This window comes from Streptomyces sp. NBC_00457, assembly GCF_036014015.1.
Taxonomy (GTDB): domain Bacteria; phylum Actinomycetota; class Actinomycetes; order Streptomycetales; family Streptomycetaceae; genus Streptomyces.
This window is the reverse complement of sequence record NZ_CP107905.1, coordinates 8,318,049-8,343,803: the sequence shown is the minus strand read 5'-3', so window position 1 is coordinate 8,343,803 and position 25,755 is coordinate 8,318,049. Positions and strand designations below refer to the sequence as shown.

The 25,755-nt window shown below is 67.5% G+C and carries 19 protein-coding genes and 3 rRNA genes; 10 read left to right on the top strand and 12 right to left on the bottom strand.

The window, feature by feature from the left end:
* The first annotated feature begins 72 nt into the window (after positions 1-72).
* The gene (locus tag OG828_RS38140; protein ID WP_328503751.1) at positions 73-1,365 is read left to right on the top strand and encodes a DUF1015 domain-containing protein; all 1,293 of its coding nucleotides are present in this window, start codon (positions 73-75) and stop codon (positions 1,363-1,365) included.
* 49 nt (positions 1,366-1,414) lie between these two features.
* Here OG828_RS38140 and OG828_RS38135 read toward each other — a convergent pair whose 3' ends face one another.
* Positions 1,415-2,152 carry a hypothetical protein gene (locus tag OG828_RS38135; RefSeq protein ID WP_328505012.1) on the bottom strand — a complete coding sequence of 246 codons (738 nt, stop codon included), beginning with the start codon at positions 2,150-2,152 and terminating at the stop codon, positions 1,415-1,417.
* 423 nt (positions 2,153-2,575) lie between these two features.
* On the opposite strand from OG828_RS38135, the gene OG828_RS38130 reads away from it, so the two are divergent.
* Positions 2,576-3,454, top strand: a complete 879-nt coding sequence (locus OG828_RS38130) for a hypothetical protein (RefSeq protein WP_328505071.1) — start codon at positions 2,576-2,578, stop codon at positions 3,452-3,454.
* A 119-nt stretch (positions 3,455-3,573) separates the two neighbouring features.
* On the opposite strand, the gene rrf is transcribed toward OG828_RS38130, so the two are convergent.
* The 4 genes from rrf to OG828_RS38110 all read right to left on the bottom strand — a co-directional run bounded on the left by rrf (position 3,574) and on the right by OG828_RS38110 (position 9,902).
* A 5S ribosomal RNA gene (gene rrf, locus OG828_RS38125) occupies positions 3,574-3,690 on the bottom strand.
* A gap of 106 nt (positions 3,691-3,796) precedes the next feature.
* Positions 3,797-6,919: ribosomal RNA gene (locus tag OG828_RS38120) — 23S ribosomal RNA — on the bottom strand.
* Positions 6,920-7,220: 301 nt separating this feature from the next.
* Positions 7,221-8,746: ribosomal RNA gene (locus tag OG828_RS38115) — 16S ribosomal RNA — on the bottom strand.
* Together the 16S, 23S and 5S rRNA genes form the textbook arrangement of a ribosomal RNA operon.
* Before the next feature lie 505 nt (positions 8,747-9,251).
* On the bottom strand, positions 9,252-9,902 hold the full coding sequence (locus OG828_RS38110) for a DNA-3-methyladenine glycosylase (RefSeq protein WP_328441348.1): 651 nt from the start codon (positions 9,900-9,902) through the stop codon (positions 9,252-9,254).
* A 153-nt stretch (positions 9,903-10,055) separates the two neighbouring features.
* On the opposite strand from OG828_RS38110, the gene OG828_RS38105 reads away from it, so the two are divergent.
* From OG828_RS38105 to OG828_RS38095, 3 genes are all read left to right on the top strand, one after another.
* Positions 10,056-10,841 carry a sporulation protein gene (locus tag OG828_RS38105; protein WP_328503750.1) on the top strand — a complete coding sequence of 262 codons (786 nt, stop codon included), beginning with the start codon at positions 10,056-10,058 and terminating at the stop codon, positions 10,839-10,841.
* A gap of 41 nt (positions 10,842-10,882) precedes the next feature.
* A complete protein-coding gene (locus tag OG828_RS38100) occupies positions 10,883-11,422 on the top strand; it encodes a YbhB/YbcL family Raf kinase inhibitor-like protein (RefSeq protein ID WP_328441347.1) in 540 nt (179 codons plus the stop codon).
* A 188-nt stretch (positions 11,423-11,610) separates the two neighbouring features.
* The gene (locus OG828_RS38095; protein WP_210575534.1) at positions 11,611-12,117 is read left to right on the top strand and encodes an HNH endonuclease; all 507 of its coding nucleotides are present in this window, start codon (positions 11,611-11,613) and stop codon (positions 12,115-12,117) included.
* A 90-nt stretch (positions 12,118-12,207) separates the two neighbouring features.
* Here OG828_RS38095 and OG828_RS38090 read toward each other — a convergent pair whose 3' ends face one another.
* The 3 genes from OG828_RS38090 to OG828_RS38080 all read right to left on the bottom strand — a co-directional run bounded on the left by OG828_RS38090 (position 12,208) and on the right by OG828_RS38080 (position 14,623).
* A complete protein-coding gene (locus OG828_RS38090) occupies positions 12,208-13,158 on the bottom strand; it encodes an SPFH domain-containing protein (RefSeq protein WP_210575536.1) in 951 nt (316 codons plus the stop codon).
* Between the two features lie 157 nt (positions 13,159-13,315).
* Positions 13,316-13,747: an NfeD family protein gene (locus OG828_RS38085; protein WP_328367211.1), complete on the bottom strand. Its 432-nt coding sequence runs from the start codon at positions 13,745-13,747 to the stop codon at positions 13,316-13,318.
* 84 nt (positions 13,748-13,831) lie between these two features.
* Positions 13,832-14,623 (bottom strand): ABC transporter ATP-binding protein, encoded by a 792-nt coding sequence (locus tag OG828_RS38080; RefSeq protein WP_328367208.1) that lies wholly within the window; start codon positions 14,621-14,623, stop codon positions 13,832-13,834.
* Positions 14,624-14,762: 139 nt separating this feature from the next.
* Between OG828_RS38080 and OG828_RS38075 the strand changes: the two genes are divergently transcribed.
* Positions 14,763-15,551: a hypothetical protein gene (locus OG828_RS38075; protein WP_328367206.1), complete on the top strand. Its 789-nt coding sequence runs from the start codon at positions 14,763-14,765 to the stop codon at positions 15,549-15,551.
* 90 nt (positions 15,552-15,641) lie between these two features.
* Here the strand turns inward: OG828_RS38075 and chpE are convergent, their stop codons facing one another.
* From chpE to OG828_RS38060, 3 genes are all read right to left on the bottom strand, one after another.
* Entirely contained in the window at positions 15,642-15,887 is a 246-nt protein-coding gene (gene chpE / locus OG828_RS38070; RefSeq protein WP_210575544.1) for a chaplin ChpE, read from the bottom strand.
* 156 nt (positions 15,888-16,043) lie between these two features.
* Entirely contained in the window at positions 16,044-16,685 is a 642-nt protein-coding gene (locus OG828_RS38065; RefSeq protein ID WP_328367204.1) for a response regulator transcription factor, read from the bottom strand.
* Positions 16,678-17,823, bottom strand: a complete 1,146-nt coding sequence (locus tag OG828_RS38060; protein ID WP_328367202.1) for a GAF domain-containing sensor histidine kinase — start codon at positions 17,821-17,823, stop codon at positions 16,678-16,680. Before OG828_RS38060 ends, OG828_RS38065 begins: the two co-directional genes overlap by 8 nt.
* 198 nt (positions 17,824-18,021) lie before the next feature.
* On the opposite strand from OG828_RS38060, the gene OG828_RS38055 reads away from it, so the two are divergent.
* From OG828_RS38055 to OG828_RS38045, 3 genes are all read left to right on the top strand, one after another.
* Positions 18,022-18,717 (top strand): SDR family NAD(P)-dependent oxidoreductase, encoded by a 696-nt coding sequence (locus OG828_RS38055; RefSeq protein ID WP_328503749.1) that lies wholly within the window; start codon positions 18,022-18,024, stop codon positions 18,715-18,717.
* A complete protein-coding gene (locus OG828_RS38050; protein ID WP_328367196.1) occupies positions 18,714-19,790 on the top strand; it encodes an S-adenosylmethionine:tRNA ribosyltransferase-isomerase in 1,077 nt (358 codons plus the stop codon). Before OG828_RS38055 ends, OG828_RS38050 begins: the two co-directional genes overlap by 4 nt.
* 300 nt (positions 19,791-20,090) lie before the next feature.
* Positions 20,091-20,867, top strand: a complete 777-nt coding sequence (locus OG828_RS38045) for a transglycosylase SLT domain-containing protein (protein ID WP_328441342.1) — start codon at positions 20,091-20,093, stop codon at positions 20,865-20,867.
* An 84-nt stretch (positions 20,868-20,951) separates the two neighbouring features.
* Here the strand turns inward: OG828_RS38045 and OG828_RS38040 are convergent, their stop codons facing one another.
* Positions 20,952-23,459 (bottom strand): ABC transporter ATP-binding protein/permease, encoded by a 2,508-nt coding sequence (locus OG828_RS38040; protein ID WP_328503748.1) that lies wholly within the window; start codon positions 23,457-23,459, stop codon positions 20,952-20,954.
* A gap of 241 nt (positions 23,460-23,700) precedes the next feature.
* Between OG828_RS38040 and OG828_RS38035 the strand changes: the two genes are divergently transcribed.
* Positions 23,701-25,578, top strand: a complete 1,878-nt coding sequence (locus tag OG828_RS38035) for a streptophobe family protein (protein ID WP_328503747.1) — start codon at positions 23,701-23,703, stop codon at positions 25,576-25,578.
* Positions 25,579-25,755: the final 177 nt, after the last annotated feature.

Below are 25,755 nucleotides of genomic sequence, written 5' to 3'. Positions count from 1 at the left end.
TCCGCATCGCTCCTCGTTCGACGGCTTTCCCCCGATCATCGCGCATGCCACCGACACACGTACGATGCCGGGATGAACTCAGCAGGCCACTCGGAAGCAACGGCGCACCGGGGCCTCGAACTCACCCCGTTCCGAGGGCTCCGCTACGACCCCGACCGGGTCGGCAGCCTGGCCGCCGTGACCTCACCGCCGTACGACGTCGTGGTCCGCCCCGACGGCGTGCTCCATCTCGAGTCGGCCGACCCGTACAACATCGTCCGCCTGATCCTCCCCCAGGCACCCACCGCCGCCGCCCGCAACGACCAGGCGGCGAAGACCCTGCGGCGCTGGCTCTCCGAAGGGATCCTGGCGGCCGACCCGCGGCCCGGCCTGTACGTCTACGAACAACGCGACGGCGACGGCATGCTGCAACGCGGCGTGATCGGCGCCCTGCGCGTGACGGATCCCGCGGAAGGCTTGGTCCTGCCGCACGAGGACGTCATGCCGCACATCGTGGCCGACCGCGCCGACCTCATGCGCGCCACGTCCGCGAACCTCGAGCCCCTGCTCCTGACGTACCGCGGCAACGGCTCGACCACCGACACCACCGCCATCATCGAACGTACGGCGGAGCAGCCCCCGCTCCTCTCCACCACCACCGAGGACGGCTTCAGCCACCGCCTGTGGTCGATCACCGACCCCGCCGAGCAGTCCCGTATCCAGGCCGACCTCGCCGGGCACCAGGCCCTGATCGCCGACGGCCACCACCGCTGGGCGACGTACCGGCGTCTACGCGCGGAGCACCCGTCCCCCAGCGCCTGGGACCACGGCCTGGTCCTCCTGGTCGACACGGCCCGTTACCCGCTCCGAGTCCGCGCCATCCACCGCCTCCTGCACGGCCTGCCGGTCGCGGAAGCGCTCAAGCCCCTCGACGACCTGTTCCGCGTACGCCACCTGGAAGTCCCCCTCCCCGAGGCCCTGGACGCCCTCGCCGACGCGGCCGGCGCCGGCAACGCCTTCCTCCTGGCCGGCGACGGCACGTTCCACCTCGTGGACGAACCGGACCCGGACCTCCTGGCCCGCACCGTCCCGACGGACCGCCCCGCGGCCTGGCGCACCCTGGACGCGACCGTCCTGCACGCCACACTCCTCGACCACGTCTGGCACATTCCCGAGGACTCCCCCGCCCACATCGCCTACATCCACGACACGGCAGCCACGGTCAGCAAAGCGGAACACGACGGCGGTACGGCCGTCCTGATGCACCCGGTCCGCGAGGAGGTCGTACGAGACCTGGCCCGCCAGGGCGTCACGATGCCCCGCAAGTCCACGTCGTTCGGCCCGAAACCGGCGTCGGGCCTGGTGCTACGCGCGTTGGACCTCTGAACGACGAAGGGGCGGGACCCTGGGTTCAGGATCCCGCCCCTGCCTACGACTAGTCCTCCTCGCCATCCTCAGTGGATGGCGACGGCGTCGTCTCGTCGCTCTCGTTCTCGTCCAGTGCGTCGACGAACTCGACACCGTCCAGCTCGGCAAGCCGGTCGGAGGCGTCCGTGCTGCCGTCCTTGTCGGCCTCGGCCGCCTTCGCGAACCACTCCCGCGCCTCGGCCTCCCGGCCGGCGGCCAGCAGCGCGTCGGCATACGCGTACCGCAGCCGCGCGGTCCACGGCTGCACGGAACCGGCGGCCAACTCCGGGCTCTGCAGCGTCACGATCGCCGCGTCGAGCTGGTCCATGTCACGCCGGGCACCCGCCGCGACAAGCCGCATCTCGACCTGACCTGCCTTGTCGAGCTTGCTCACCTCGGGCGCCCCGGCCATGTCCAGCGCCTTCTCCGGCCGCCCGAGACCCCGCTCGCAGTCCGCCATGACGGGCCACAGATCCACGTTCCCGGTCATCCGCCGTGCGGCCCTGAACTCGGCGAGCGCCTCGCTGTACTTCTGGTTCGCGTACGCCGCGAACCCAGCAGCCTCGCGTACGGCGGCAACGCGCGACGCCAGCCGCAGGGCCACCTTGGAGTAGCCGTACGCGCCCTCCGGGTCCTCGTCGATGAGCCGGGCGACCATCACCAGGTTCTTGGCGACGTCCTCGGCAAGCCCCTTCGGCAGACTCTGCAGCTCCTGCCGTACGTCCTTGTCGATCTCCTCGCCGGTGACGTCCTCCGGAATCGGCAGCCGCCTGATGGGCTCCCGGTCCCGGTCACGCTCATCGCGGAAACGACCACCGCCACGCCGGTCATCGCCCCTGCGGTCGTCCCGCCGATCATCCCGGCCACGGAATCCCCCGGGCCGCCCACCGCGGTCATCACGCCGGGGCCCACGGCTACGGTCGTCCCGCCCGTCGCGCCCCTCACGCCCACGGAACCCACCGCGCTCACCTCGGCTGTCTCCACGACTGTCATCCCGCCGACTGTCATCCCGGCGGAAGCCAGTACGGGGCCCACGGTCGTCGCCACCTCGGCGATCGTCCCTGCGGTCGTCGCGCCGGCCATAGCCGCGATCGTCGTCACGGCGCGCGGGGCCGCGGTCGTCGTCCCGACGGGCATAACCACGGGCGTCATCCCGACGACCCTGGCCGCGGTCGTCATCCCGACGCCCATGACCACGGTCGTCGTCCCTGCGGCCGTAGCCACGGTTGTCATCACGCCGGAACCCGGGACGGTCCCCCTCGCGACGGTCGTCCCTGCGCTCATCACGCCGGTCGTCCCGACCACGGAAGCCTCCGGGCCGCCCGCCGCTGTCGTCCCGGCGGAATCCACCACGCTCCGGACGGTCACCACGATCGTCCCGCCGGAACCCGCCCCTGTCGCCGCGGTCATCGCGACGGAAGGGGGGACGGTCTCCGCCCCGGTCACCGCGGTCGGCGCGATCCCCACGGTCATCGCGGCGGAACGGAGGGCGGTCCCCACCACGGTCACCCCGGTCGTCACGGCGGAACGGAGGGCGGTCCCCACCACGGTCACCCCGGTCGTCACGGCGGAAGGGGGGACGGTCTCCGCCCCGATCACCGCGGTCGCCGCGATCCCCACGGTCATCGCGGCGGAACGGAGGGCGGTCCCCACCACGGTCACCCCGGTCGTCACGGCGGAAGGGGGGACGGTCTCCGCCCCGATCACCGCGGTCGGCCCGATCCCCACGGTCGTCGCGACGGAATGGAGGACGGTCCCCGTCCCGGCGGAAGCCCCCAGGCCGCCCACCGCGGTCGTCGCGACGCGGACCACCGGAACGGTCGTCACGACCGGCGTAGCCACTCCGATCGCCACGGTCGTCGCCCCGACGGTCATCACGGCGGTCGTCACGGCGGTCATTGCCGCGACCGTACCCAGCACGGTCGTTGCCACCTCGGGCACTACCTGCGCGGTCGTTGCCGCGCCGCGGACCCCCGCGGTACCCGCCGCGATCACCACGGTCACCAATGTCCCGTCGCCGCTGGTCGCGCTCCGGTCGATCTTCGGGAGAGTTGGTGGACATGGGTGACTCCTGTCTTCGGTACCGCAGTCATTCTCGCGCAACTCGGGACACCCGGCGCGCTCCAGTAAAAACAAAAGGACCCCTGGCCCCAGCTGAACGCTGGGACCAGGGGTCCTCCAAAGATTGTTCGGCGGTGTCCTACTCTCCCACAGGGTCCCCCCTGCAGTACCATCGGCGCTGTAAGGCTTAGCTTCCGGGTTCGGAATGTAACCGGGCGTTTCCCTCACGCTATGACCACCGAAACCCTATTGGTTTCGAGCGAACAAGCACACTCTTCAGTTAGATGTTCAAGCTCAAAGCCGACAACTGTTCGTTGTCTCAGAACTGACACAGTGGACGCGAGCAACTGAGGACAAGCCCTCGGCCTATTAGTACCGGTCACCTCCAGCGGTTACCCGCCTTCCAGATCCGGCCTATCAACCCAGTCGTCTCCTGGGAGCCTTAACCCCTCATGGGGGTGGGAACACTCATCTCGAAGCAGGCTTCCCGCTTAGATGCTTTCAGCGGTTATCCCTCCCGAACGTAGCCAACCAGCCATGCCCTTGGCAGAACAACTGGCACACCAGAGGTTCGTCCGTCCCGGTCCTCTCGTACTAGGGACAGCCCTTCTCAATGTTCCTGCGCGCGCAGCGGATAGGGACCGAACTGTCTCACGACGTTCTAAACCCAGCTCGCGTACCGCTTTAATGGGCGAACAGCCCAACCCTTGGGACCGACTCCAGCCCCAGGATGCGACGAGCCGACATCGAGGTGCCAAACCATCCCGTCGATATGGACTCTTGGGGAAGATCAGCCTGTTATCCCCGGGGTACCTTTTATCCGTTGAGCGACGGCGCTTCCACAAGCCACCGCCGGATCACTAGTCCCGACTTTCGTCCCTGCTCGACCCGTCGGTCTCACAGTCAAGCTCCCTTGTGCACTTACACTCAACACCTGATTGCCAACCAGGCTGAGGGAACCTTTGGGCGCCTCCGTTACTCTTTAGGAGGCAACCGCCCCAGTTAAACTACCCATCAGACACTGTCCCTGATCCGGATCACGGACCCAGGTTAGACATCCAGCACGACCAGACTGGTATTTCAACGACGACTCCCCCTGAACTGGCGTCCAGAGCTCACAGTCTCCCAGCTATCCTACACAAGCCGAACCGAACACCAATATCAAACTGTAGTAAAGGTCCCGGGGTCTTTCCGTCCTGCTGCGCGAAACGAGCATCTTTACTCGTAGTGCAATTTCACCGGGCCTATGGTTGAGACAGTCGAGAAGTCGTTACGCCATTCGTGCAGGTCGGAACTTACCCGACAAGGAATTTCGCTACCTTAGGATGGTTATAGTTACCACCGCCGTTTACTGGCGCTTAAGTTCTCAGCTTCGCCCGACCGAAATCGGACTAACCGGTCCCCTTAACGTTCCAGCACCGGGCAGGCGTCAGTCCGTATACATCGCCTTACGGCTTCGCACGGACCTGTGTTTTTAGTAAACAGTCGCTTCTCGCTGGTCTCTGCGGCCACCCCCAGCTCACCGAGTAAATCGGATCACCGGTGATGGCCCCCCTTCTCCCGAAGTTACGGGGGCATTTTGCCGAGTTCCTTAACCATAGTTCACCCGAACGCCTCGGTATTCTCTACCTGACCACCTGAGTCGGTTTAGGGTACGGGCCGCCATAAAACTCGCTAGAGGCTTTTCTCGACAGCATAGGATCATCCACTTCACCACAATCGGCTCGGCATCAGGTCTCAGACTCCTGCCAGGCGGATTTACCTACCTGACGTCCTACACCCTTACCCCGGGACAACCACCGCCCGGGATGGACTACCTTCCTGCGTCACCCCATCACTCACCTACTACAGGTCTGGTTCGCCGGCTCCACCACTCCCCCTTGCCCGAAGGCTCCGGGGCGGCTTCACGGACTTAGCATCGCCCGGTTCAGTGTTAGACGCTTTACAGCGGGTACCGGAATATCAACCGGTTATCCATCGACTACGCCTGTCGGCCTCGCCTTAGGTCCCGACTTACCCTGGGCAGATCAGCTTGACCCAGGAACCCTTAGTCAATCGGCGCACACGTTTCCCACGTGTGAATCGCTACTCATGCCTGCATTCTCACTCGTCAACCGTCCACAACTCGCTTCCGCGGCTGCTTCACCCGGCAGACGACGCTCCCCTACCCATCCCAGCCCCCGTTGGGGGTACATGCTGGAATGACACGACTTCGGCGGTACGCTTGAGCCCCGCTACATTGTCGGCGCGGAATCACTAGACCAGTGAGCTATTACGCACTCTTTCAAGGGTGGCTGCTTCTAAGCCAACCTCCTGGTTGTCTGTGCGACTCCACATCCTTTCCCACTTAGCGTACGCTTAGGGGCCTTAGTCGATGCTCTGGGCTGTTTCCCTCTCGACCATGGAGCTTATCCCCCACAGTCTCACTGCCGCGCTCTCACTTACCGGCATTCGGAGTTTGGCTAAGGTCAGTAACCCGGTAGGGCCCATCGCCTATCCAGTGCTCTACCTCCGGCAAGAAACACACGACGCTGCACCTAAATGCATTTCGGGGAGAACCAGCTATCACGGAGTTTGATTGGCCTTTCACCCCTAACCACAGGTCATCCCCCAGGTTTTCAACCCTGGTGGGTTCGGTCCTCCACGACCTCTTACAGCCGCTTCAACCTGCCCATGGCTAGATCACTCCGCTTCGGGTCTTGAGCGCGCTACTCCACCGCCCTGTTCGGACTCGCTTTCGCTACGGCTTCCCCACACGGGTTAACCTCGCAACACACCGCAAACTCGCAGGCTCATTCTTCAAAAGGCACGCAGTCACGACTGTATGTGCAAGCACACACAGCGACGCTCCCACGGCTTGTAGGCACACGGTTTCAGGTACTATTTCACTCCGCTCCCGCGGTACTTTTCACCATTCCCTCACGGTACTATCCGCTATCGGTCACCAGGGAATATTTAGGCTTAGCGGGTGGTCCCGCCAGATTCACACGGGATTTCTCGGGCCCCGTGCTACTTGGGCGTCTCTCCAACGAGCCGCTGACGTTTCGACTACGGGGGTCTTACCCTCTACGCCGGACCTTTCGCATGTCCTTCGCCTACATCAACGGTTTCTCACTCGTCTCACGGCCGGCAGACCGTGAAAGAGAGATCCCACAACCCCGTATACGCAACCCCTGCCGGGTCTCACACGCATACGGTTTGGCCTCATCCGGTTTCGCTCGCCACTACTCCCGGAATCACGGTTGTTTTCTCTTCCTGCGGGTACTGAGATGTTTCACTTCCCCGCGTTCCCTCCACATACCCTATGTGTTCAGGTATGGGTGACAGCCCATGACGACTGCCGGGTTTCCCCATTCGGACACCCCCGGATCAAAGCCTGGTTGACGACTCCCCGGGGCCTATCGTGGCCTCCCACGTCCTTCATCGGTTCCTGGTGCCAAGGCATCCACCGTGCGCCCTTAAAAACTTGGCCACAGATGCTCGCGTCCACTGTGCAGTTCTCAAACAACGACCAGCCACCCATCACCCCACCGTCACACGGCGAGTTCACTGGGGCCGGCACCCGAGGAAAAATTCATTCCCTCAGACACCCAACAGCGTGCCCGACACCCTCGCCACTCGTGATCAGCTTTCCACGCTCCGAAGAGCAGTACTGGCAGCCCGAGATGACTGAGTGTGCCGAATAATCAACGTTCCACCCATGAGCTGACCACCGCAGGACGTGTGCCTGCGTAGTGGCTCTGGCTGCCTTGCGGCAGCTAGATGCTCCTTAGAAAGGAGGTGATCCAGCCGCACCTTCCGGTACGGCTACCTTGTTACGACTTCGTCCCAATCGCCAGTCCCACCTTCGACAGCTCCCTCCCACAAGGGGTTGGGCCACCGGCTTCGGGTGTTACCGACTTTCGTGACGTGACGGGCGGTGTGTACAAGGCCCGGGAACGTATTCACCGCAGCACTGCTGATCTGCGATTACTAGCAACTCCGACTTCATGGGGTCGAGTTGCAGACCCCAATCCGAACTGAGACCGGCTTTTTGAGATTCGCTCCACCTCACGGCATCGCAGCTCATTGTACCGGCCATTGTAGCACGTGTGCAGCCCAAGACATAAGGGGCATGATGACTTGACGTCGTCCCCACCTTCCTCCGAGTTGACCCCGGCGGTCTCCTGTGAGTCCCCATCACCCCGAAGGGCATGCTGGCAACACAGGACAAGGGTTGCGCTCGTTGCGGGACTTAACCCAACATCTCACGACACGAGCTGACGACAGCCATGCACCACCTGTCACCCGGCCACAAGGGGGGCACCATCTCTGATGCTTTCCGGGCGATGTCAAGCCTTGGTAAGGTTCTTCGCGTTGCGTCGAATTAAGCCACATGCTCCGCTGCTTGTGCGGGCCCCCGTCAATTCCTTTGAGTTTTAGCCTTGCGGCCGTACTCCCCAGGCGGGGAACTTAATGCGTTAGCTGCGGCACCGACGACGTGGAATGTCGCCAACACCTAGTTCCCACCGTTTACGGCGTGGACTACCAGGGTATCTAATCCTGTTCGCTCCCCACGCTTTCGCTCCTCAGCGTCAGTAATGGCCCAGAGATCCGCCTTCGCCACCGGTGTTCCTCCTGATATCTGCGCATTTCACCGCTACACCAGGAATTCCGATCTCCCCTACCACACTCTAGCTAGCCCGTATCGAATGCAGACCCGGGGTTAAGCCCCGGGCTTTCACACCCGACGTGACAAGCCGCCTACGAGCTCTTTACGCCCAATAATTCCGGACAACGCTTGCGCCCTACGTATTACCGCGGCTGCTGGCACGTAGTTAGCCGGCGCTTCTTCTGCAGGTACCGTCACTTGCGCTTCTTCCCTGCTGAAAGAGGTTTACAACCCGAAGGCCGTCATCCCTCACGCGGCGTCGCTGCATCAGGCTTGCGCCCATTGTGCAATATTCCCCACTGCTGCCTCCCGTAGGAGTCTGGGCCGTGTCTCAGTCCCAGTGTGGCCGGTCGCCCTCTCAGGCCGGCTACCCGTCGTCGCCTTGGTGAGCCATTACCTCACCAACAAGCTGATAGGCCGCGGGCCCATCCTTCACCGCCGGAGCTTTCAACCCCCACAGATGCCCGTGGAAGTGCTATCCGGTATTAGACCCCGTTTCCAGGGCTTGTCCCAGAGTGAAGGGCAGATTGCCCACGTGTTACTCACCCGTTCGCCACTAATCCCCACCGAAGTGGTTCATCGTTCGACTTGCATGTGTTAAGCACGCCGCCAGCGTTCGTCCTGAGCCAGGATCAAACTCTCCGTGAATGTATTCCCGGTCATCCGGGTCGACACCACGAGAGCGGAACCGCCGAGCGGAATAAGCCCGACCGTTCACAACGTCCTCGCTGTGTATTTCTTCAAAGGAACCACGCCCTCTCGAATTGAGAGAGACGGGGTATCAACATATCTGGCGTTGATTTTTGGCACGCTGTTGAGTTCTCAAGGAACGGACGCTTCCTTCGTACTCACCCGAGAAACTCTCTCTCGCGGCTTTCCTCCGGGCGCTTCCCTTCGGTCTTGCGTTTCCGACTCTATCAGATCCTTTTGGGACTGATTCCCGGTCGGCGGGGCCTTTCGACATTCACTACGTTAGCCGATTCCCTGGGAAGCTCATAATCGAGTCCGTGAGTTCTGAATTCAGGCATGCGGACACACCGAATTCGCCCTCACTGGAGGGAGTCGCAAGTAGTGGGTTGGCCGCTCCGGCTGCTGGCTTTCGCCGTACCCGGTTCAGCGGCTCGGAATACGTTACGCACCTTCCACGGGCACGTCAACTTCGGCGACGCCTGGGGACGTGAGCCCGGTACGGGCTCACGGTCGGGTCGTCGGCGATCCAGTAGCGCCAGGGATGGACGTCTCCGTTGCCGCCGTCGCCGGCCACGCCGGTCCGTGGACCATTCCGTACCTGGTCAGAGGGGACGGCGGTGCCGGCGAGGATTCTCAGGGGTGTCTCGCCGGAGGCGCACGCGTCCGTGCCGTCGAGGGCTCGGTCCACGTCGAGCGCGGTGGCGAGGCGGGCCGGGCCTTTGGCCAGTTCCTTGTCGCTTCGGGCCGATAGTCGACGTTTGCGGGCCAGTTCGGCGCCCTCGACGATCTCGCCGGCGCGGAGCAGGACGGCGCTTGCCTCGCCGTCGGGACCGCACACCAGGTTCATGCAGTGCCACATGCCGTAGGTGAAGTAGACGTACACATGGCCGGGCGGACCGAACATCACGTCGTTGCGGGGCGTGCGGCCGCGATAGGCGTGGGAGCCGGGGTCGTTCGGGCCGTCGTACGCCTCGACCTCTGTGAGGCGGAGGGAGATCGGACCGTCCGGGGTCGTACGCACCAGGATGCGGCCGAGGAGGTCGGGGGCGACCTCCAGTACGGGCCGGTCGAAGAAGGCTCTGGGGAGGGGCGTACGGTCGGGGGTCGCGATCATGCCGTCCGAGGGTAGTGCAGGCCGGTGGGTGCGGCGGGGTGGTCAGAATGCCTTCCCCTTGCCAGGGTGAAGGCGCCAGGGTGAAGGCGCGGAACCGGCCACGGCCGTAGTGCGTTTGTAGGGATCAAGGGATCCACGCGAGAGGGAAGAGACATGGCGTTCAAGAAGCTGCTCGCGAGTCTGGGGGCCGGCGGGGCTTCGGTCGAGACGGTTCTGACCGAGGTCAACGTCGTTCCGGGCGGTGTCGTCCAGGGTGAGGTGCGGATCCAGGGTGGGTCCGTCGATCAGGAGATCCAGGGGGTGTCGGTCGGGCTGCAGGCCAAGGTCGAGGTCGAGGGCCACGACGACCAGGAGTACAAGCAGAACATCGAGTTCACCAAGCAGCCGCTCGGCGGGGCCTTCCAGCTGCAGGCCAACGCCGTGCACGCGGTGCCGTTCGGGCTGGAGATCCCGTGGGAGACCCCGATCACCATGATCGACGGTCAGGCGCTGCGCGGGATGAACATCGGCGTGACCACGGAGCTGGCGATCGCGCGCGCGGTCGACTCCGGTGACCTGGACCCGATCAACGTGCACCCGCTGCCGGCGCAGAAGGCGCTGCTCGACGCGTTCATCCAGCTGGGCTTCCGCTTCAAGAGCGCCGACATGGAGCGCGGTCACATCCGGGGTACGCGTCAGAAGCTGCCGTTCTACCAGGAGATCGAATTCGTGCCGCCGCAGCAGTACCGGGGGCTGAACCAGGTCGAGTTGAGCTTCGTCGCGGATGCGAACGCGATGGACGTCATCCTGGAAATGGACAAGAAGCCGGGGCTGTTCAGCGAGGGCAGTGACACCTTCCGGTCCTTCCAGGTGGGCCTGCACGACTTCCAGGGCACCGACTGGGTGGCGTACCTCAACCAGTGGCTGTCCGAGGTCGGCAGCAAGCGCAACTGGTTCTAGGCTCGGGACCACTGAGTAGGAACCGATCAGGAGGTACCGAGGTGACCGAGCTCAAGCGGCGGCCGCTCCCCCATGACTTCCATCCGCCCGTGCCGTCGTTCACGGTCACGAGCGAGCACGTCCAGGAAGGTGCGACGCTCAAGGACGCTCAGGTCTACGCGGCCGGCAACACGTCGCCGCAGCTGCGGTGGGAGGGCTTCCCGCCCGAGACCAAGAGCTTCGCCGTCACGTGCTACGACCCGGACGCCCCTACGGGCAGCGGGTTCTGGCACTGGGTCCTCTTCGACATCCCGGTCTCGGTGACCGAGCTGCCGGAGGGCGCGGGCAGCGGCAAGTTCGAGGGGCTGCCCGAGGGTGCCGTACATGCGCGCAACGACTACGGCACCAAGGACTTCGGCGGGGCCGCGCCGCCTCCCGGGGACGGGCCGCACCGTTATGTGTTCACGGTGTACGCCGTGGACCAGGAGAAGCTGGGGCCGGATTCTGACGCCAGCCCGGCCTTCGTGGGCTTCAATCTGCGGTTCCACGTGCTGGCGCGCGCCCAGCTCATCGGTGAGTACGAGGTGCCCGCCGAAGCCTGACGTTCATTGAACGTTTGCCCGTCCCTGGTCTTGGAAGTGATCAGGGGCGGGCATTTTTGTTGCCGGGGGCGCGGGGGTCACCCCCCGTGGGAGCAGCAGATATTGCGTTGTCCATCTCGGCGTGCCCGGCCAGAGTTGATCCCAGCCCGCCACGCGGTGGGCGGGTGCGACACGGGAGGTGGGCTGGTATGCGGGACACGTTGGTACTCAACGCGAGCTTTGAGCCGCTGTCGACGGTGACGTTGAACCGAGCCGTCGTGCTGGTGCTGCAGGACAAGGCCGTCGTCGAGCAGGCCCACCCCGAACTGCGTATGCGCGGAGCCGCTGTCGATATACCGGCGCCCCGGGTGATCAGGTTGTGCCGGTATGTGCGGGTGCCGTTCCGAAGACAAGCTCCGTGGTCGCGGCGGGGTGTTCTGGTGCGGGACCGGCACAGGTGCGCGTACTGCGGTCGTCGGGCGACGACCGTGGATCATGTGGTGCCGCGGTCGCAGGGTGGGCAGGACACGTGGCTGAACACGGTCGCCTCGTGTGCGGAGGACAATCACCGGAAGGCGAATCGGACGCCGGCGGAGGCGGGGATGCCGTTGCTTCGGGAGCCGTTTGAGCCGACGCCGGCGGATGCGATGTTGTTGGCTCTGGGGCAGGACGACTTTGCTGCTCTGCCGGATTGGCTCGCCCAGCCGGCTGCCTGATTGCGGTAGTTCGGCGACTGCTGGTCGTGGGTGGTTGCTCGCGCAGTTCCCCGCGCCCCTAAAAACAGGGCGCGGGGGTTCCGCCCGTTCTCAGTCCAGCGTCGGCTTCTCTCGGCGTTCCGTGCCCTGGCCCCCTGTGGCGCCTCCGTTGCCTGAACCTCCGCCCATTGGGCCGAAGTTGCCCATGGCGCCGCTCAGGCCCTTGAGGGCGTCGCCGATTTCGCTGGGGACGATCCAGAGCTTGTTGGCGTCGCCCTCGGCGATCTTGGGGAGCATCTGGAGGTACTGGTAGGCGAGGAGCTTCTGGTCCGCGTCGCCGGCGTGGATGGACTCGAAGACCGTGCGGATCGCCTGGGCCTCGCCCTCGGCGCGCAGGGCGGCGGCCTTGGCCTCACCTTCGGCGCGCAGGATCTGCGACTGCTTCTCACCTTCGGCGCGGAGGATCTCGGACTGCCGGACACCTTCGGCCTGGAGGATCGCGGCGCGCTTGTCACGGTCGGCGCGCATCTGCTTCTCCATCGAGTCCTGGATGGAGGTCGGGGGCTCGATGGCCTTGAGTTCCACGCGGTTGACGCGGATGCCCCACTTGCCCGTGGCCTCGTCGAGGACGCCGCGCAGGGCCGCGTTGATCTCCTCGCGGGAGGTCAGGGTCCGCTCGAGGTCCATGCCGCCGATGATGTTGCGGAGTGTGGTGACGGTGAGCTGCTCGATCGCCTGGATGTAGCTGGCGACTTCGTAGGTGGCGGCCCGGGCGTCGGTCACCTGGTAATAGATGACGGTGTCGATGTTGACGACCAGGTTGTCCTGGGTGATCACCGGCTGCGGCGGGAACGGGACGACCTGTTCGCGCAGGTCGATGCGGTTGCGGATGGTGTCGATGAACGGGACGACGATGTTGAGGCCCGCGTTCAGCGTCCGCGTGTAGCGGCCGAAGCGCTCGACGATGGCGGCGCTGGCCTGTGGGATGACTTGGATCGTCTTGATCAGGGCGATGAAGACCAACACCACCAGAATGATCAGGACGATGATGACCGGTTCCATCGTTGCTTCCCCGTACCCTTCTCCGCCTCGGCACCTTCGGGAGATCTTATGCCTGTTGAAGATCTTGTTGTTGAAGATCTTGCTGGTCGAGTGTGACAGACAGCCGCGTAACTCGTGGGTTCTTCGGTTCAGTTGCGGGATACGCCGATTGACGAGGTCACATGACGATCGCCGTGGCACCCTCGATGTCCACGACATCGACTTCCTGGCCCACTTCGTAGGCGCGGCCGGTGTCGAGGGAGCGTGCCGACCAGACCTCCCCGGCGAGCTTGATCCGGCCGCCCGAGCCGTCGACGCGTTCCAGTACGACGGCTTGTTTGCCCTTCAACGCTTCTACGCCTGTGGCGAGTTGGGGTCGCTGCGCTCGATGTCGGGCCGCGATGGGCCGTACGACGGCGATGAGTGCGGTCGATACGACGGCGAAGACCACGACTTGGATGACGGCGTCACCGCCGAAGGCGCCTGCGGCCACCGCCGCCGCGATCGCGCCCACCGCCAGCATGCCGAGTTCGGGCATCGTGGTGATCACAAGCCCGACACCGAGCACTGCCGCGCCGATCAGCCACCACACCCACGGGTCGATTTCCACAAGGTCATGGTAGGACCGGGGATCGCGCGCGGACAGGGCGCAGATCAGGTCGGCACACGCTTCTTACCTTGTGGGTCCGGGAGTTCAGGACATCGGGAGGCCCTGTGCGGTCCAGCGCTCGCCGACCTGTTCGACGACGAGGGGCAGTCCGAAGCAGAGGGAGAGGTTGCGGGAGGTGAGTTCGAGTTCCAGGGGGCCGGCGGCGAGGACCTTGCCCTGGCGGATCATCAGGACGTGGGTGAAGCCGGGGGCGATCTCCTCGACGTGGTGGGTGACCATGAGCATCGAGGGGGCGATCGGGTCGCGTGCGAGGCGGCCGAGGCGGCGTACGAGGTCTTCGCGGCCGCCGAGGTCGAGGCCGGCGGCGGGCTCGTCGAGGAGGAGCAGTTCGGGGTCGGTCATCAGGGCGCGGGCGATGAGGGTGCGCTTGCGCTCGCCCTCGGAGAGCGTGCCGAACTTGCGCTCCAGGAAGTCGCTCATGCCGAGGCGGTCGAGGAAGGCGCGGGCGCGCTGTTCGTCGATGTCCTCGTAGTCCTCGTGCCAGCCGGCGGTCATGCCGTAGGCGGCGGTCAGCACGGTCTGCAGGACGGTCTGGCGCTTGGGGAGCTTGTCGGCCATGGCGATGCCGGCCATGCCGATGCGCGGGCGCAGTTCGAAGACGTCGACCTGCCCGAGGGTGTCGCCGAGGATGGTGGCGGTGCCGCTGCTGGGGAAGAGGTAGCTGGACGCGACATTGAGGAGGGTGGTCTTGCCGGCGCCGTTGGGGCCGAGGATGACCCAGCGCTCGCCCTCCTTCACCGACCAGGACACCTGGTCCACGAGAGCCCGGCCCTCCCGGACCACGGATACGTCCTGAAGCTCCAGAACATCGCTCATGAGCGCGTTGTCTCCCCTTGCAGTGTGACCGGTCTCGGCGTCTCGGCTTCTCGTGTGCGCCGTTAGGCGCAGCCCTCAACGAAATCTACGCCACCGGCCGCCCGCTCCATTCCATCGGTCCGGTCCTTAGGGTGGACGCATGCTTTCGGAACCGCGTTCAGGACGCCTTGCCGCTTGGGGAAATGCCCTTTTGGCCGGACTTGTCTCTCCGGATGACGCCGTTCTCGCCATCGTCGGCGAGGACGCGGTGCATCGGGTGGAGGGGCTGCCGGGCGAGGCCGCGCCGGTCGGGCTCACGCTCGCGCTGGGGAGGCTGCGGGCGCTCGGGGCGAGCGGGCTGCGGGTCGCGCTGCCCCAGCCCGGGCATCCGCTGGGGCTGAGCGGACCGCCCGAGTTCAACGCGCGGGCGCTGGAGGCCGAGGAGGCGGTGATCTGTTACGGCGCCGCCTTCGGGTTGGTGCCCGAGGTGTACGAGGCCGGGCCCGACGGCGATGTGCATGTCGAGGTCGTATGGCGCTGCCTGGCGGTGCGGGAGGCGCCGCCGGCGGATGTGCCGTCGCTGGGTGAGGCCGAGCGCGAGCTGGCGGAGGCGTTGCGGGACGCGACGGAGGTGCTCTCGCGGCTGGATGTCGCCGGGTCCGGGCCGGTGGCCGAGGCGGCGATCGAGGCGTATCGGGCGCGGGCCGAGCGGGGGCGTGAGGTGCTGGCGCCGGGGTATCCGCCGCGGGCGGTACGGGTGCTGGAGCTGGCGCAGCGCGTGGGGATGCTGATCTCGGTGGCGTACGAGAACGGGCACGGGGGTGCGGTGAGCGCGGGCGAGATGGCGGCTCGGGGGGCTGCGCTGCGGCCGGTGGAGCGGACGGCCCGGCGGGCGCAGGTGGCGGCGTACAACGCGGTGGTGGAGGAGCAGGAGCGAGGGGCGCGGTAAGGGGCTGCGCCGCGGCGGGCGGGACGCTGACCGGCCTCCCGGGGGTGGGTGCCCGGGAGGCCGGAGGTCACTGCTGCTCCGCGAGGGAGGTCAGCGGTTGATGCCCAGGTTGCCGAAGGCGGGGTTCAGTACACCGACGACGTTCACGCTGTTGCCGACCGCGTTCACGGGGATGTGCACCGGGGCCTGGACGACATTGCCCGAGACGATGCCCGGCGAACCCACGGCCTTGCCGTTGGCCGCGGCGCCGTCGGTGGCGGAGGCCATACCGGCACCCGCGGCGACCAGCCCGCCGGCCACCATCGTCACGGCCGCTACCTTCTTCAGGTTCTTCACTTCTAAGCCCTCCTTGCGATCGCCGCGGCAGTCGCCGCAGCACGCACTGGAGAACGGCGGAGATCCACGGAGGATGCGCCATCTGGGGGACATTCCCACGACGGTATGAATCTCAGCCCGGAGTGGAACCCTCCGTATTGCCGCTCGGAACGAGCCTTATCCGGCCACACCATGGCGTACTGCCCACAGCGCGGCCTGGGTTCGGTCCGCCAGGTCGAGCTTCATCAGGATGTTCGACACATGGGTCTTCACCGTCTTCTCGGAGAGGACCAGGGCGCGGGCGATCTCCCGGTTGGAGCGGCCGTCGGCTATCAGGCTCAGCACTTCGCGCTCCCGTTCCGTGAGCGAACCGGCTCTGCCCTGGCCCGAGTTGGCCTCCTCCTGGGACAGCAGGGCGCCCGCGACCTCGGGCTGGAGCAGGATGTGGCCGGCGTGCACGGAGCGGATGGCGCCGGCGAGGGCGTCGGGGTCGATGTCCTTGTAGACATAGCCGGCGGCACCGGCGCGCAGGGCCGGGACCACCGTGCGCTGTTCGGTGAAGCTGGTGACGATGAGCACGCGCGCGGGGTTGTTCAGTTCGCGGAGTCTGCGCAGCGCGTCGACGCCGTCCATGCCCGGCATCTTGACATCCATGAGGACGACGTCGGGCTTCAACTCCTCGGTGCGCGCGACTCCTTCGGCGCCGTCCGCTGCCTCGCCCACGACCTCGATGTCGTCCTGCACTTCGAGGAACGTGCGCAGGCCACGGCGGACCACCTGGTGGTCGTCGACGAGCAGCACCCTGATTGCGTCACCCACCGGGGACCTCCATCTCGATCGTGGTGCCCTTGCCGGGCGCCGATTCCACCGTCAGGCTGCCGCCGACCCCGCTCGCCCGGTCCCGCATGGAGACCAGGCCGAGATGGCGGCCCGCGCGGCGTATCGACTGCGGGTCGAAGCCGTTGCCGTCGTCGATGACGCGCAGGACGGCTCCGCTGCCGCGCCGGTCCAGGGTCACGTCGACATGCTCGGCGCCCGAGTGCCGCAGCGCGTTGTGCAGGGCCTCCTGGGCGACGCGGAGCACGGCCTCCTCCTGGGCGGCGGGCAGGGCCCGTGCCCCGCGCCCGGCGAAGGTCACGCGCGCGGCGTGGGCGCGGTCGAGGACCTGAACCTGGGTGCGCAGGGTGTTGACGAGCCCGTCCTCGTCGAGGGCGGCGGGGCGCAACTCGACGACGGCGGCGCGCAGTTCGTCGGCCGCCTCGGCGGCGAGCAGGGCAACCTGGTGCAGCTCGCCCTTGGCGCGGGACGGGTCGCGGTCGACGAGGGCGGCGGCGGCCTGGGCCGTCAGGCGCAGGGAGAAGAGCTTCTGGCTGACCGCGTCGTGCAGTTCATGGGCGAGGCGGGAGCGTTCCTCGGCGATGGTCAGCTCGCGGCTGCGCTCGTAGAGGCGGGCGTTGGTGAGGGCGATGGCCGCGTGCTGGGCGAGGATCCCCAGGAGTTCCTCGTCCTCCTGCGTGAAGCCGCAACTTCCTTCCGGTTTGGGGCAGTTCTTGTTCGCCAGGAACAGTGCGCCGATGACCTCGTCGCCGTCGCGGATCGGCAGGCCCAGGAAGTCGACCATGTCGGGGTGTGCCGACGGCCAGCCCTCGAAACGGGGGTCTCTGCGGACGTCGGCGAGGCGCTCGACCTTGGCCTCTTGAAGCATCGCAGCGAGGATTCCGTGCTGGCGCGGCAGCGGGCCGATGGCCTTCCACTGCTGGTCGCTGACGCCGTCGACCACGAACTGGGCGAAGCCTCCGTGGTCGTCCGGGACGCCCAGTGCGGCGTACTGCGCGTCGAGCAGCTCACGGGCCGAGGCGACGATCGTCTTGAGGACGTCGCGCACCTCGAGGTGCCTGCTCATGGCCAGCAGCGCGGAACTCACCGCGGCGAGGCCGGACCGGGGGCCTTGACTCATGTCCTCACGGTACCGGCGGGGTCGGACAACGCGGATCGGACCGTCGGCGGCCACCGCCTAGGGCTGTCGGCCTAGGCCGCAGGTCCCGGAGGCACGGCTTAGGGCGAAAGGACCCACTGCTTTGCGGCCCCCGTCCGAGGCGGCGACCGCGGGCCCGTTCCTACGTTGAGGGCGAGCCGATCAAAGGAGACGTGTGTCATGCCGGTAGCGATCATCACAGGGGCGTCGAAGGGGCTGGGGCGGGCGCTCGCAGAGGCACTGGCCGCGCGGGGCTGGGATCTGGTGCTGGACGCCAGAGGGGCGAAGGTGCTGGATGAGACGTCGGCGGCCGTGTCCGCGTACGGCACGCGCGTGACGGCGCTGCCGGGCGACGTCACGGACGCCGCGCACCGGGCCCAGCTGGTCGCGGCGGCCTGGCAGCTCGGCGGGGTCGATCTGGTGGTGAGCAACGCGAGCGCGCTGGGCGTCGAGCCGCTCGCACGGCTGGACGCGCTGCCTCTGGAGGGGCTGCGGCGGGCGCTGGAGGTGAACGTGGTGGCCGCGCTGGGCCTCGTGCAGGAGGCGTTGCCGCTGCTGCGGGCGTCGGGGGCGGGCGCGGTGATCACGGTCAGCTCGGACGCGGCTGCCGAGGCGTACGAGACCTGGGGCGGCTACGGGGTCTCGAAGGCGGCCCTGGACCACCTCGCGGCGGTGCTCGGCGCGGAGGAGCCCGGGCTGCGGGTGTGGGCGGTGGATCCCGGCGACATGGCCACGGACCTGTACGCGGCGGCCGTACCGGACGACGACGATCCGCGGCCGGCGCCGGCGAGTGTGGTGCCCGCCTTCCTGCGGCTGCTGGACGACCGTCCGGCCAGTGGCCGGTACAGCGCGCCCTCCCTGGCGGAGGGGCGATGACGCTGGCGCTGCAGGTTCCGGAGGAGCTGTCCGCGCGCGTGCCGGTCGAGCAGCGGGGGCCCGGGCTCGACCGGGATTCCGTACGGCTGCTGGTGTCGCGGGGCAGTGCTGTGTCACATCACACCTTCACGGAGCTGCCGCGGCTGCTGCGGGCGGGAGACCTGCTCATCGTCAATACGTCGCCGACGCTCGCCGCCGCGGTGGACGGGCGGATCGGGCACGCGCGCGTGGTCGTGCACTTCTCCACCCTCGGGGACGACGGGCGGTGGGCCGTCGAACTGCGGGAGCCGGACGGGAAGGGGTCCACACGCGCGCGTGCGGGCGGCCCCGCGGAGACCGAGGTGCGGTTGCCCGGGGGTGTGCGGCTGGTCCTGGAGGAGGCACTGAGCGAGCGGCTGTGGTGGGCGCGGGTGAGCGGGGCGGCGGTGCTCGGCATGCTCCGGGAGCACGGGCGGCCGATTCGCTACTCGTACACGGAGAGGGACCAGCCCTTGTCCGTGTACCAGACGGTCTTCGCCCTCCCCACCGCTGACGGTCTGGGCAGCGCGGAGATGCCCAGTGCCGCCCGGCCCTTCACGGCCCGGCTGGTGGCGGAGCTGGTGAGTCGGGGGGTGCAGTTCGCTCCGGTGACGCTGCACACCGGGGTGGCCTCGGCCGAGGTGCACGAGCCGCCGTATCCGGAGCGGTTCGCAGTGCCTGAAGCTTCGGCGCGGCTGATCAACGCGGTGGAGGCTGGGGACGGGCGGGTGATCGCGGTCGGTACGACGGCCGTGCGGGCGGTGGAGTCGGCGGTCGGGCCCGACGGGGTCGTACGCGCGCGTGCGGGATGGACGGACCTCGTCGTCACCCCGGAGCGCGGGGTGCGGGTGGTGGACGGGCTGCTGACCGGGCTGCATGAGCCGCAGGCCTCGCATCTGCTGATGCTGGAGGCGATCGCGGGGCGCGCGGCGGTCGACCGGGGGTATGAGGAGGCGCTGCGCGAGCGCTACCTGTGGCACGAGTTCGGGGACGTGCATCTCGTCCTGCCGTCGGAGAACGCTCACACAGAGCATTGCTCCAGCAACAGTTGGTGAGACTGTTTCGCGGTCGATGTGAGGCCGCACATAGGGCGCAGATCACGTACTAAGGGCAATAGGAGACAAAGGCGCCCGGCATGAGCGGGGCAGACGCTCCGGTCTGTCCCGTTTTGCCCTTCCCTGATCCACTACCGGGGATCGTACGTCACACCTTTGCATGGCATTTTTGCGGCCGCTAACAATGGCTCCCGTCGCTCAGCGCCGCGGGTATCGCCCCGCGGCGTTTGTGCCGGAAGCACCCGTGTCCCCTGCCGGACAGCGAGCGACCTCCGCGCTATTCGAAGAGGTCCATCTGCCATGCCCAAGAACACCAAGAACCCTGGCCACAGTCGCGCTCTCAAGCGCACCCACAAGATCGCCATCGCCGGTGTCGCCACGCTCGGCGCCGCAGCGGTCGCGATCTCCGCGGTGCCGAGCAACGCGCAGTCGACCACGGCCGAGGCTGCCCCCGCGGGCAAGGTGGCGTACAGCTCCGAGAAGATCAAGGATGTCAAGGCCGGCGTAACCGACCAGCTCGCCGGCGCCAGCCTGAAGGCCGAGCAGATCGCCGCCAAGAAGCACGCCGCCGCCGCGGCCGAGGCGAAGAAGGCCGCCGCGGCCCATGCCAAGCACAAGGCCGCCGTGGCCCACGCCAAGCACGAGGCCGCCGTTGCCGCCGCGAAGAAGAGGGCCGAGGCCGCGCGCAAGGCGAAGGAGGCCGCGAGCCGGTCCGCCAAGCGCGCCGCGGTCAAGCCCGTCGCCGCGAAGCCGTACGCCAACAACCTCAACGGCTGGATCAACCACGCCCTCGACATCATGGACGACAAGGGCATCCCGGGTAGCTACAACGGTCTGTACCGCAACATCATGCGGGAGTCCTCGGGCAACCCGAACGCCATCAACAACTGGGACATCAACGCCATCAACGGTGTCCCCTCGATCGGTCTGCTGCAGGTCATCAAGCCGACCTTCGACGCCTACCACGTCGCGGGCACGGCCAAGAGCCAGTACGACCCGGTCGCCAACATCGTCGCCGCCGCCAACTACGCGGCCGACAAGTACGGCTCGATCGACAACGTCAACAGCGCGTACTGAGGTCGGCGCGGACCTCAGCCTCGCGTAACGCCGAAGCGCGGCGCCCCTGCCGGGGCGCCGCGCTTCGGCGTCGTACGAGAGCGGTTACTTCCGCATGACCTCCGGCTCGTGGCGGCGCAGGAAGCGGGCCACGAAGAAGCCGCAGATCACGCCGATGGCGATCAGGGCGACCATGTCCATGCCCCAGACGGCGACCGTGTTCTCCCACAGCGGGTCGTTGCTCTCGCCCTTGGCGGGCGGGCTGATCCGGTTGAAGTCGAGCGTGGCGCCCGCGGCGGCGACCGCCCAGCGCGACGGCATCAGGTACGAGAGCTCGTTGACGCCGACCGAGCCGGCCAGGGGGAACAGGCAGCCCGTGAAGACGACCTGGACGATCGCGAACATGACCAGCAGCGGCATGGTCTTCTCGGCGGTCTTCACCAGGGCCGAGATGATCAGGCCGAACATCATCGCGCTGAAGCCCAGCGCCATGATCGGAATGCACAGCTCAAGCAGCGTCTGGCTGCCGAGGATCAGGCCCTCGTCGGGGATGGTGCGGCTGGAGAAGCCGATGACGCCGACCATCAGGCCCTGCAACACCGTGATGCAGCCGAGCACGAACACCTTGGACATCAGGTACGCGGACCGGGACAGGCCGGTCGCGCGCTCCCGCTCGTAGATGACCCGTTCCTTGATCAGTTCACGGACGGAGTTGGCGGCGCCGGCGAAGCAGGCGCCGACCGCGAGGATCAGCAGGACGGTCAGGGCCGTGCCGTTCGCCACAGGCTGGCCGGTGTTCGGGTTGATCTCCGTGTTGACCAGGAGGTCCTTGCCCTGGTCGATGAGCAGGCTCACCGAGCCGAGGACGAGCGGCAGGATCACCGTCAGGGCCAGGAAGCCCTTGTCCGAGGCGATGACGGAGACATAGCGGCGCACCAGCGTGGTGAACTGGGACATCCAGCCCTGCGGCTTCGGCGGCCGCATCGCCTGCATCGGCGGCATCTGTACGGACTGTGCCGCTATCGCGTCGATGTCCGCGGCGTAGATCTGGTAGTGCTGCGAGCCCTTCCAGCGTCCGGCCCAGTCGTAGTCGCGGTAGTTCTCGAAGGCGGAGAAGACGTCGGCCCAGGTGTCGTAGCCGAAGAAGTTCAGCGCCTCCTCCGGCGGGCCGAAGTAGGCGACCGCGCCGCCCGGCGCCATCACCAGGAGCTTGTCGCAGATCGCCAGCTCGGCCACCGAGTGCGTGACGACGAGGACCGTACGGCCGTCGTCGGCGAGGCCGCGCAGGAGCTGCATGACGTCGCGGTCCATGCCCGGGTCGAGACCGGAGGTGGGCTCGTCGAGGAAGATCAGCGACGGCTTGGTGAGCAGTTCCAGGGCCACGGAGACGCGCTTGCGCTGGCCGCCGGAGAGAGAGGTGACCTTCTTCTCCTTGTGGACGTCCAGCTTCAGTTCGCGCAGCACCTCGTCGATGCGCTGATCGCGCTCGCGTGCGGTGGTGTCGGCCGGGAAGCGGAGCTTGGCCGCGTACTTGAGGGCCTTCTTGACGGTCAGCTCCTTGTGCAGGATGTCGTCCTGCGGGACCAGACCGATGCGCTGACGCAGCTCGGCGAACTGCTTGTACAGGTTCCGGTTGTCGTAGAGGACGTCGCCCTCGTTGGCGGGCCGGTAGCCGGTGAGGGCCTTGAGCAGCGTCGACTTGCCGGAGCCGGACGGTCCGATGACCGCGATCAGCGACTTCTCCGGGACGCCGAAGGAGACGTCCTTGAGGATCTGCTTCCCACCGTCGACGGTGACCGTCAAGTGGCGTGCGGAGAAGGAGACTTCACCGGTGTCGACGAACTCTTCCAGGCGGTCGCCGACGATCCGGAACGTCGAGTGGCCGACGCCCACGATGTCGGCGGGGCCCAACATCTGCGAGCCGCCCTTGGCGATCGGCTGGCCGTTGACGTACGTGCCGTTGTGCGAGCCCAGGTCGCGGATCTCCATGCGGCCGTCGGGCATCGAGTGGAACTCGGCGTGGTTGCGCGAGACCTGCAGGTCGGAGACGACCAGGTCGTTCTCCAGGGCACGGCCGATGCGCATGACGCGGCCGATCGAGAACTGGTGGAACGTGGTCGGACTGCGGTCGCCGTAGACCGGCGGCGCCCCCGCGCCACCACCGGGGCCCTGCTGCTGCGGGATGTGCGGGGCGGCATGCTGCGGCTGCTGCCAGCCCTGCTGTTGCGGAACCTGCTGCTGCGGCGGCGCCTGCTGTGCCCAGCCGGGGCTCGCGCTCTGCGCGGCGTACGGCTGCTGCTGGGGCTGGGCGACAGCGGCCGCGGTGCCGGACGCGTTCAGGCACGGGCCGTCGGTCGCGTTGCCCAGGTGCACGGCCGAGCCGGGGCCGATCTCCATCTGGTGGATCCGCTGGCCCTGCACGAATGTGCCGTTGGTGCTGCCGTGGTCCTCGATGACCCAACTGCGGCCCCCCCAGCTGATCGTGGCGTGACGCCAGGACACCCTGGCGTCATCGAGCACGATGTCCCCCTGCGGATCACGTCCGAGGGTGTATGGCCTGGACGGGTCGAGCGTCCAGGTCCGTCCGTTCAATTCCAGTACGAGTTCCGGCACTCCATGCCCCACTGAGTAGTCCCCCGAGTTACCCCCATCACAGGGAGTCTAGGGATGTCGAACATCGTCGGGAACTATTTCAGGCTCCGCCCCCTGACTGAAAGCCGGGCCTTGTGAGGACCACGCACACACGCTTCGACTGGTTCCGTTGACGGGGTTGAAACCGGCCCGGAGAGTGGTAATCCCACGCGAGGGGGACACACGCGGCGGTAGCGCCGCGCTGCGGATCGGGGGGTCTGCCATGAAACCGGCCTTGAGCGTCAGGAGCGCAACCTACGACACGAAGGTGCCCTGGGGCGACGTCCTGCTGTCCGCGATCGCCGCCGTCAGCTGGGCGTTGATAGGCATGGCGGGCACGGCCGCGCTCGGCCTGCATCTGCTGGAGGCGGACTCGACGGCCTCGCTCGGACCGATGACCGCGGCAGTGGTGGCGCTCGGGGCGGGTGGTTCGGTCACGCCGTCGGGCGATGTGTCCGCATTCGGGCTGACCGGCGCGGAGGCGAACACCGCCATCGAGATCACGCCATTGGGGGTGAGCCTGGTCGGTGCGCTGCTTCTGCCATGGTTCTTCCTACGGTCCTTGCGTGCGGCCGGAGTTGTGATCTCCCGGTCCGAACTCCTCGCGCGCGCGGGCACGGTGATCGCCCTCTTCGTGGCGACGCTGGGCGGGCTGGCCTGGGCGGGGCACGACGTGATCACGATCGACGGAGGCGCGCTCGGCCTCGACAACCTGCCCGGCGGTGGCGGTGACGGCGGCGTCGAGATTCCCGGCGTCGGGGACATCGGGGACATCGGCGGGCTGCTGCCCGATCAGGTCGGCGACCTCGTCGACGCCGAGGCGGCGGTCGGCTTCACCGTCGACACGGTGCCGACTCTGCTCGGCGGGCTGTTCTGGTCGGCGGGGGTCCTGCTGATCGCCCTGCTGGCCTCCCGCCGCACTCCCCTGCCGCACGGCTGGGAGATCGTCCACCGAGTGGTACGGCCGGCCGTGTCCGCCCTCGTCACGGTGCTGCTGGTGGCGGTCGCCGCGGGGCTCGCGGCGGCCGCGTACGCGGCGATCGGCGACGACAACCCCAAGCGGATCGCCGGCGCGGCCCTGCTCGGCGCCCCGAACGGCGTCTGGCTGGGCATCCCCATCGGCCTCTTCGTACCGTGGGACGGCCGCGCGTCCGGCCCCTTGACCGCCCTTCTGCCGGATCCCCTGGACGATCTGCTGAGCTCGGAGGTCGACCAGTCCGTCTCCCTGAGCCGGCTGGCCGAACTGGACGGACGGGTGTGGCTGCTCGGAGTCGCCGCCGCGATGATGATGTTGCTGGCGGGGGTGCTGCATGCGGTGCGGACGCCTGTGGTGGGGGGTTCGGGGGGCGTACGGGATCCAGAGGTCGTACGAGATCCTGGCGCCCTCGGTTTCGCCGGGCGGTGTGCGCTGCGGCTCGGGGTCGTGACCGCGCTGGCGCTGCCGCTGCTCGCGTGGCTCGCGGACGTGTCGGTGGATGCCTCGCTGTCGGTGCTGGGCGTGGACGCGTTCGGGGCGGGGATCGAGTTGCACGGGCATCTCGGCATGGCGTTGCTGCTGGGTGCCGCCTGGGGTGCGGGGGCGGGCGCTGCCGGGGCGCTGCTGGCGCGGGCGACCGGAGCGGCAGGGCGGGCGGCGTCGCCGTTGGCACGCGGGGACGTGGGGGCGGGAGCCGTGGGGGTGACGGCCGAGGGCGGGACGTTTCCGCAGCATGCGGGGCGGTCGGGGCCGTACGTGCCCGGTGCGCCGTATCGGCCTCCGAACCCGGCCACCAACCCGTATCTGCGGATGCCGGACGGGTTGCGGGAGCCGGAGGATGCGCGGCCGGGTCCGGAACGGGGAGAGGTGCGGGCGCCCGGGCAGGAAAGGGCGGACGCGCCGCCCTCCCCCGACGCCCGGCCGGCGAGCGGGGCGCCGCCCGGCGGTGACATGTACGGCGCGCCGACGGTGGCCCAGCCGATGGGGCCGCCGCCGCGGTGGCCGCGACGGTCCGCCAAGTCGCGCCGCGAAGACGCGGAACAGGCCCCGCCGGACCAGCGGCGGCAACCGCCGCCGCCTCCTCCGCCTCCGCCGCCACCTCCGAGGGCGCCGAAGGGGCACTGAGGGGTGCACTGAAGGGGCGCCGAACCGACGGGCCGGTGGCCGTGCCGTGTCCATCGGTGGCGGCCGCCCTTCTGTGAGCTGCCTGTCAGCCGCCTGTCACCCGAGCGACATCCAGAGTTCCGCGTCCGCTGGGCGGACCTGCGGGGCGATGGGCACAGGGTGCCGGATACGGTGGGA

Bases quoted from the DNA above. Each gene is read 5' to 3' on its own strand.
- OG828_RS38140 (WP_328503751.1), top strand. From the start codon at position 73: ATGAACTCAGCAGGCCACTCGGAAGCAACGGCGCACCGGGGCCTCGAA.
- OG828_RS38130 (WP_328505071.1), top strand. From the start codon at position 2,576: ATGACCACGGTCGTCGTCCCTGCGGCCGTAGCCACGGTTGTCATCACG.
- OG828_RS38110 (WP_328441348.1), bottom strand. From the start codon at position 9,902: ATGATCGCGACCCCCGACCGTACGCCCCTCCCCAGAGCCTTCTTCGAC.
- OG828_RS38105 (WP_328503750.1), top strand. From the start codon at position 10,056: ATGGCGTTCAAGAAGCTGCTCGCGAGTCTGGGGGCCGGCGGGGCTTCG.
- OG828_RS38095 (WP_210575534.1), top strand. From the start codon at position 11,611: ATGCGGGACACGTTGGTACTCAACGCGAGCTTTGAGCCGCTGTCGACG.
- OG828_RS38090 (WP_210575536.1), bottom strand. From the start codon at position 13,158: ATGGAACCGGTCATCATCGTCCTGATCATTCTGGTGGTGTTGGTCTTC.
- OG828_RS38080 (WP_328367208.1), bottom strand. From the start codon at position 14,623: ATGAGCGATGTTCTGGAGCTTCAGGACGTATCCGTGGTCCGGGAGGGC.
- OG828_RS38075 (WP_328367206.1), top strand. From the start codon at position 14,763: ATGCTTTCGGAACCGCGTTCAGGACGCCTTGCCGCTTGGGGAAATGCC.
- OG828_RS38060 (WP_328367202.1), bottom strand. From the start codon at position 17,823: ATGAGTCAAGGCCCCCGGTCCGGCCTCGCCGCGGTGAGTTCCGCGCTG.
- OG828_RS38055 (WP_328503749.1), top strand. From the start codon at position 18,022: ATGCCGGTAGCGATCATCACAGGGGCGTCGAAGGGGCTGGGGCGGGCG.
- OG828_RS38050 (WP_328367196.1), top strand. From the start codon at position 18,714: ATGACGCTGGCGCTGCAGGTTCCGGAGGAGCTGTCCGCGCGCGTGCCG.
- OG828_RS38045 (WP_328441342.1), top strand. From the start codon at position 20,091: ATGCCCAAGAACACCAAGAACCCTGGCCACAGTCGCGCTCTCAAGCGC.
- OG828_RS38035 (WP_328503747.1), top strand. From the start codon at position 23,701: ATGAAACCGGCCTTGAGCGTCAGGAGCGCAACCTACGACACGAAGGTG.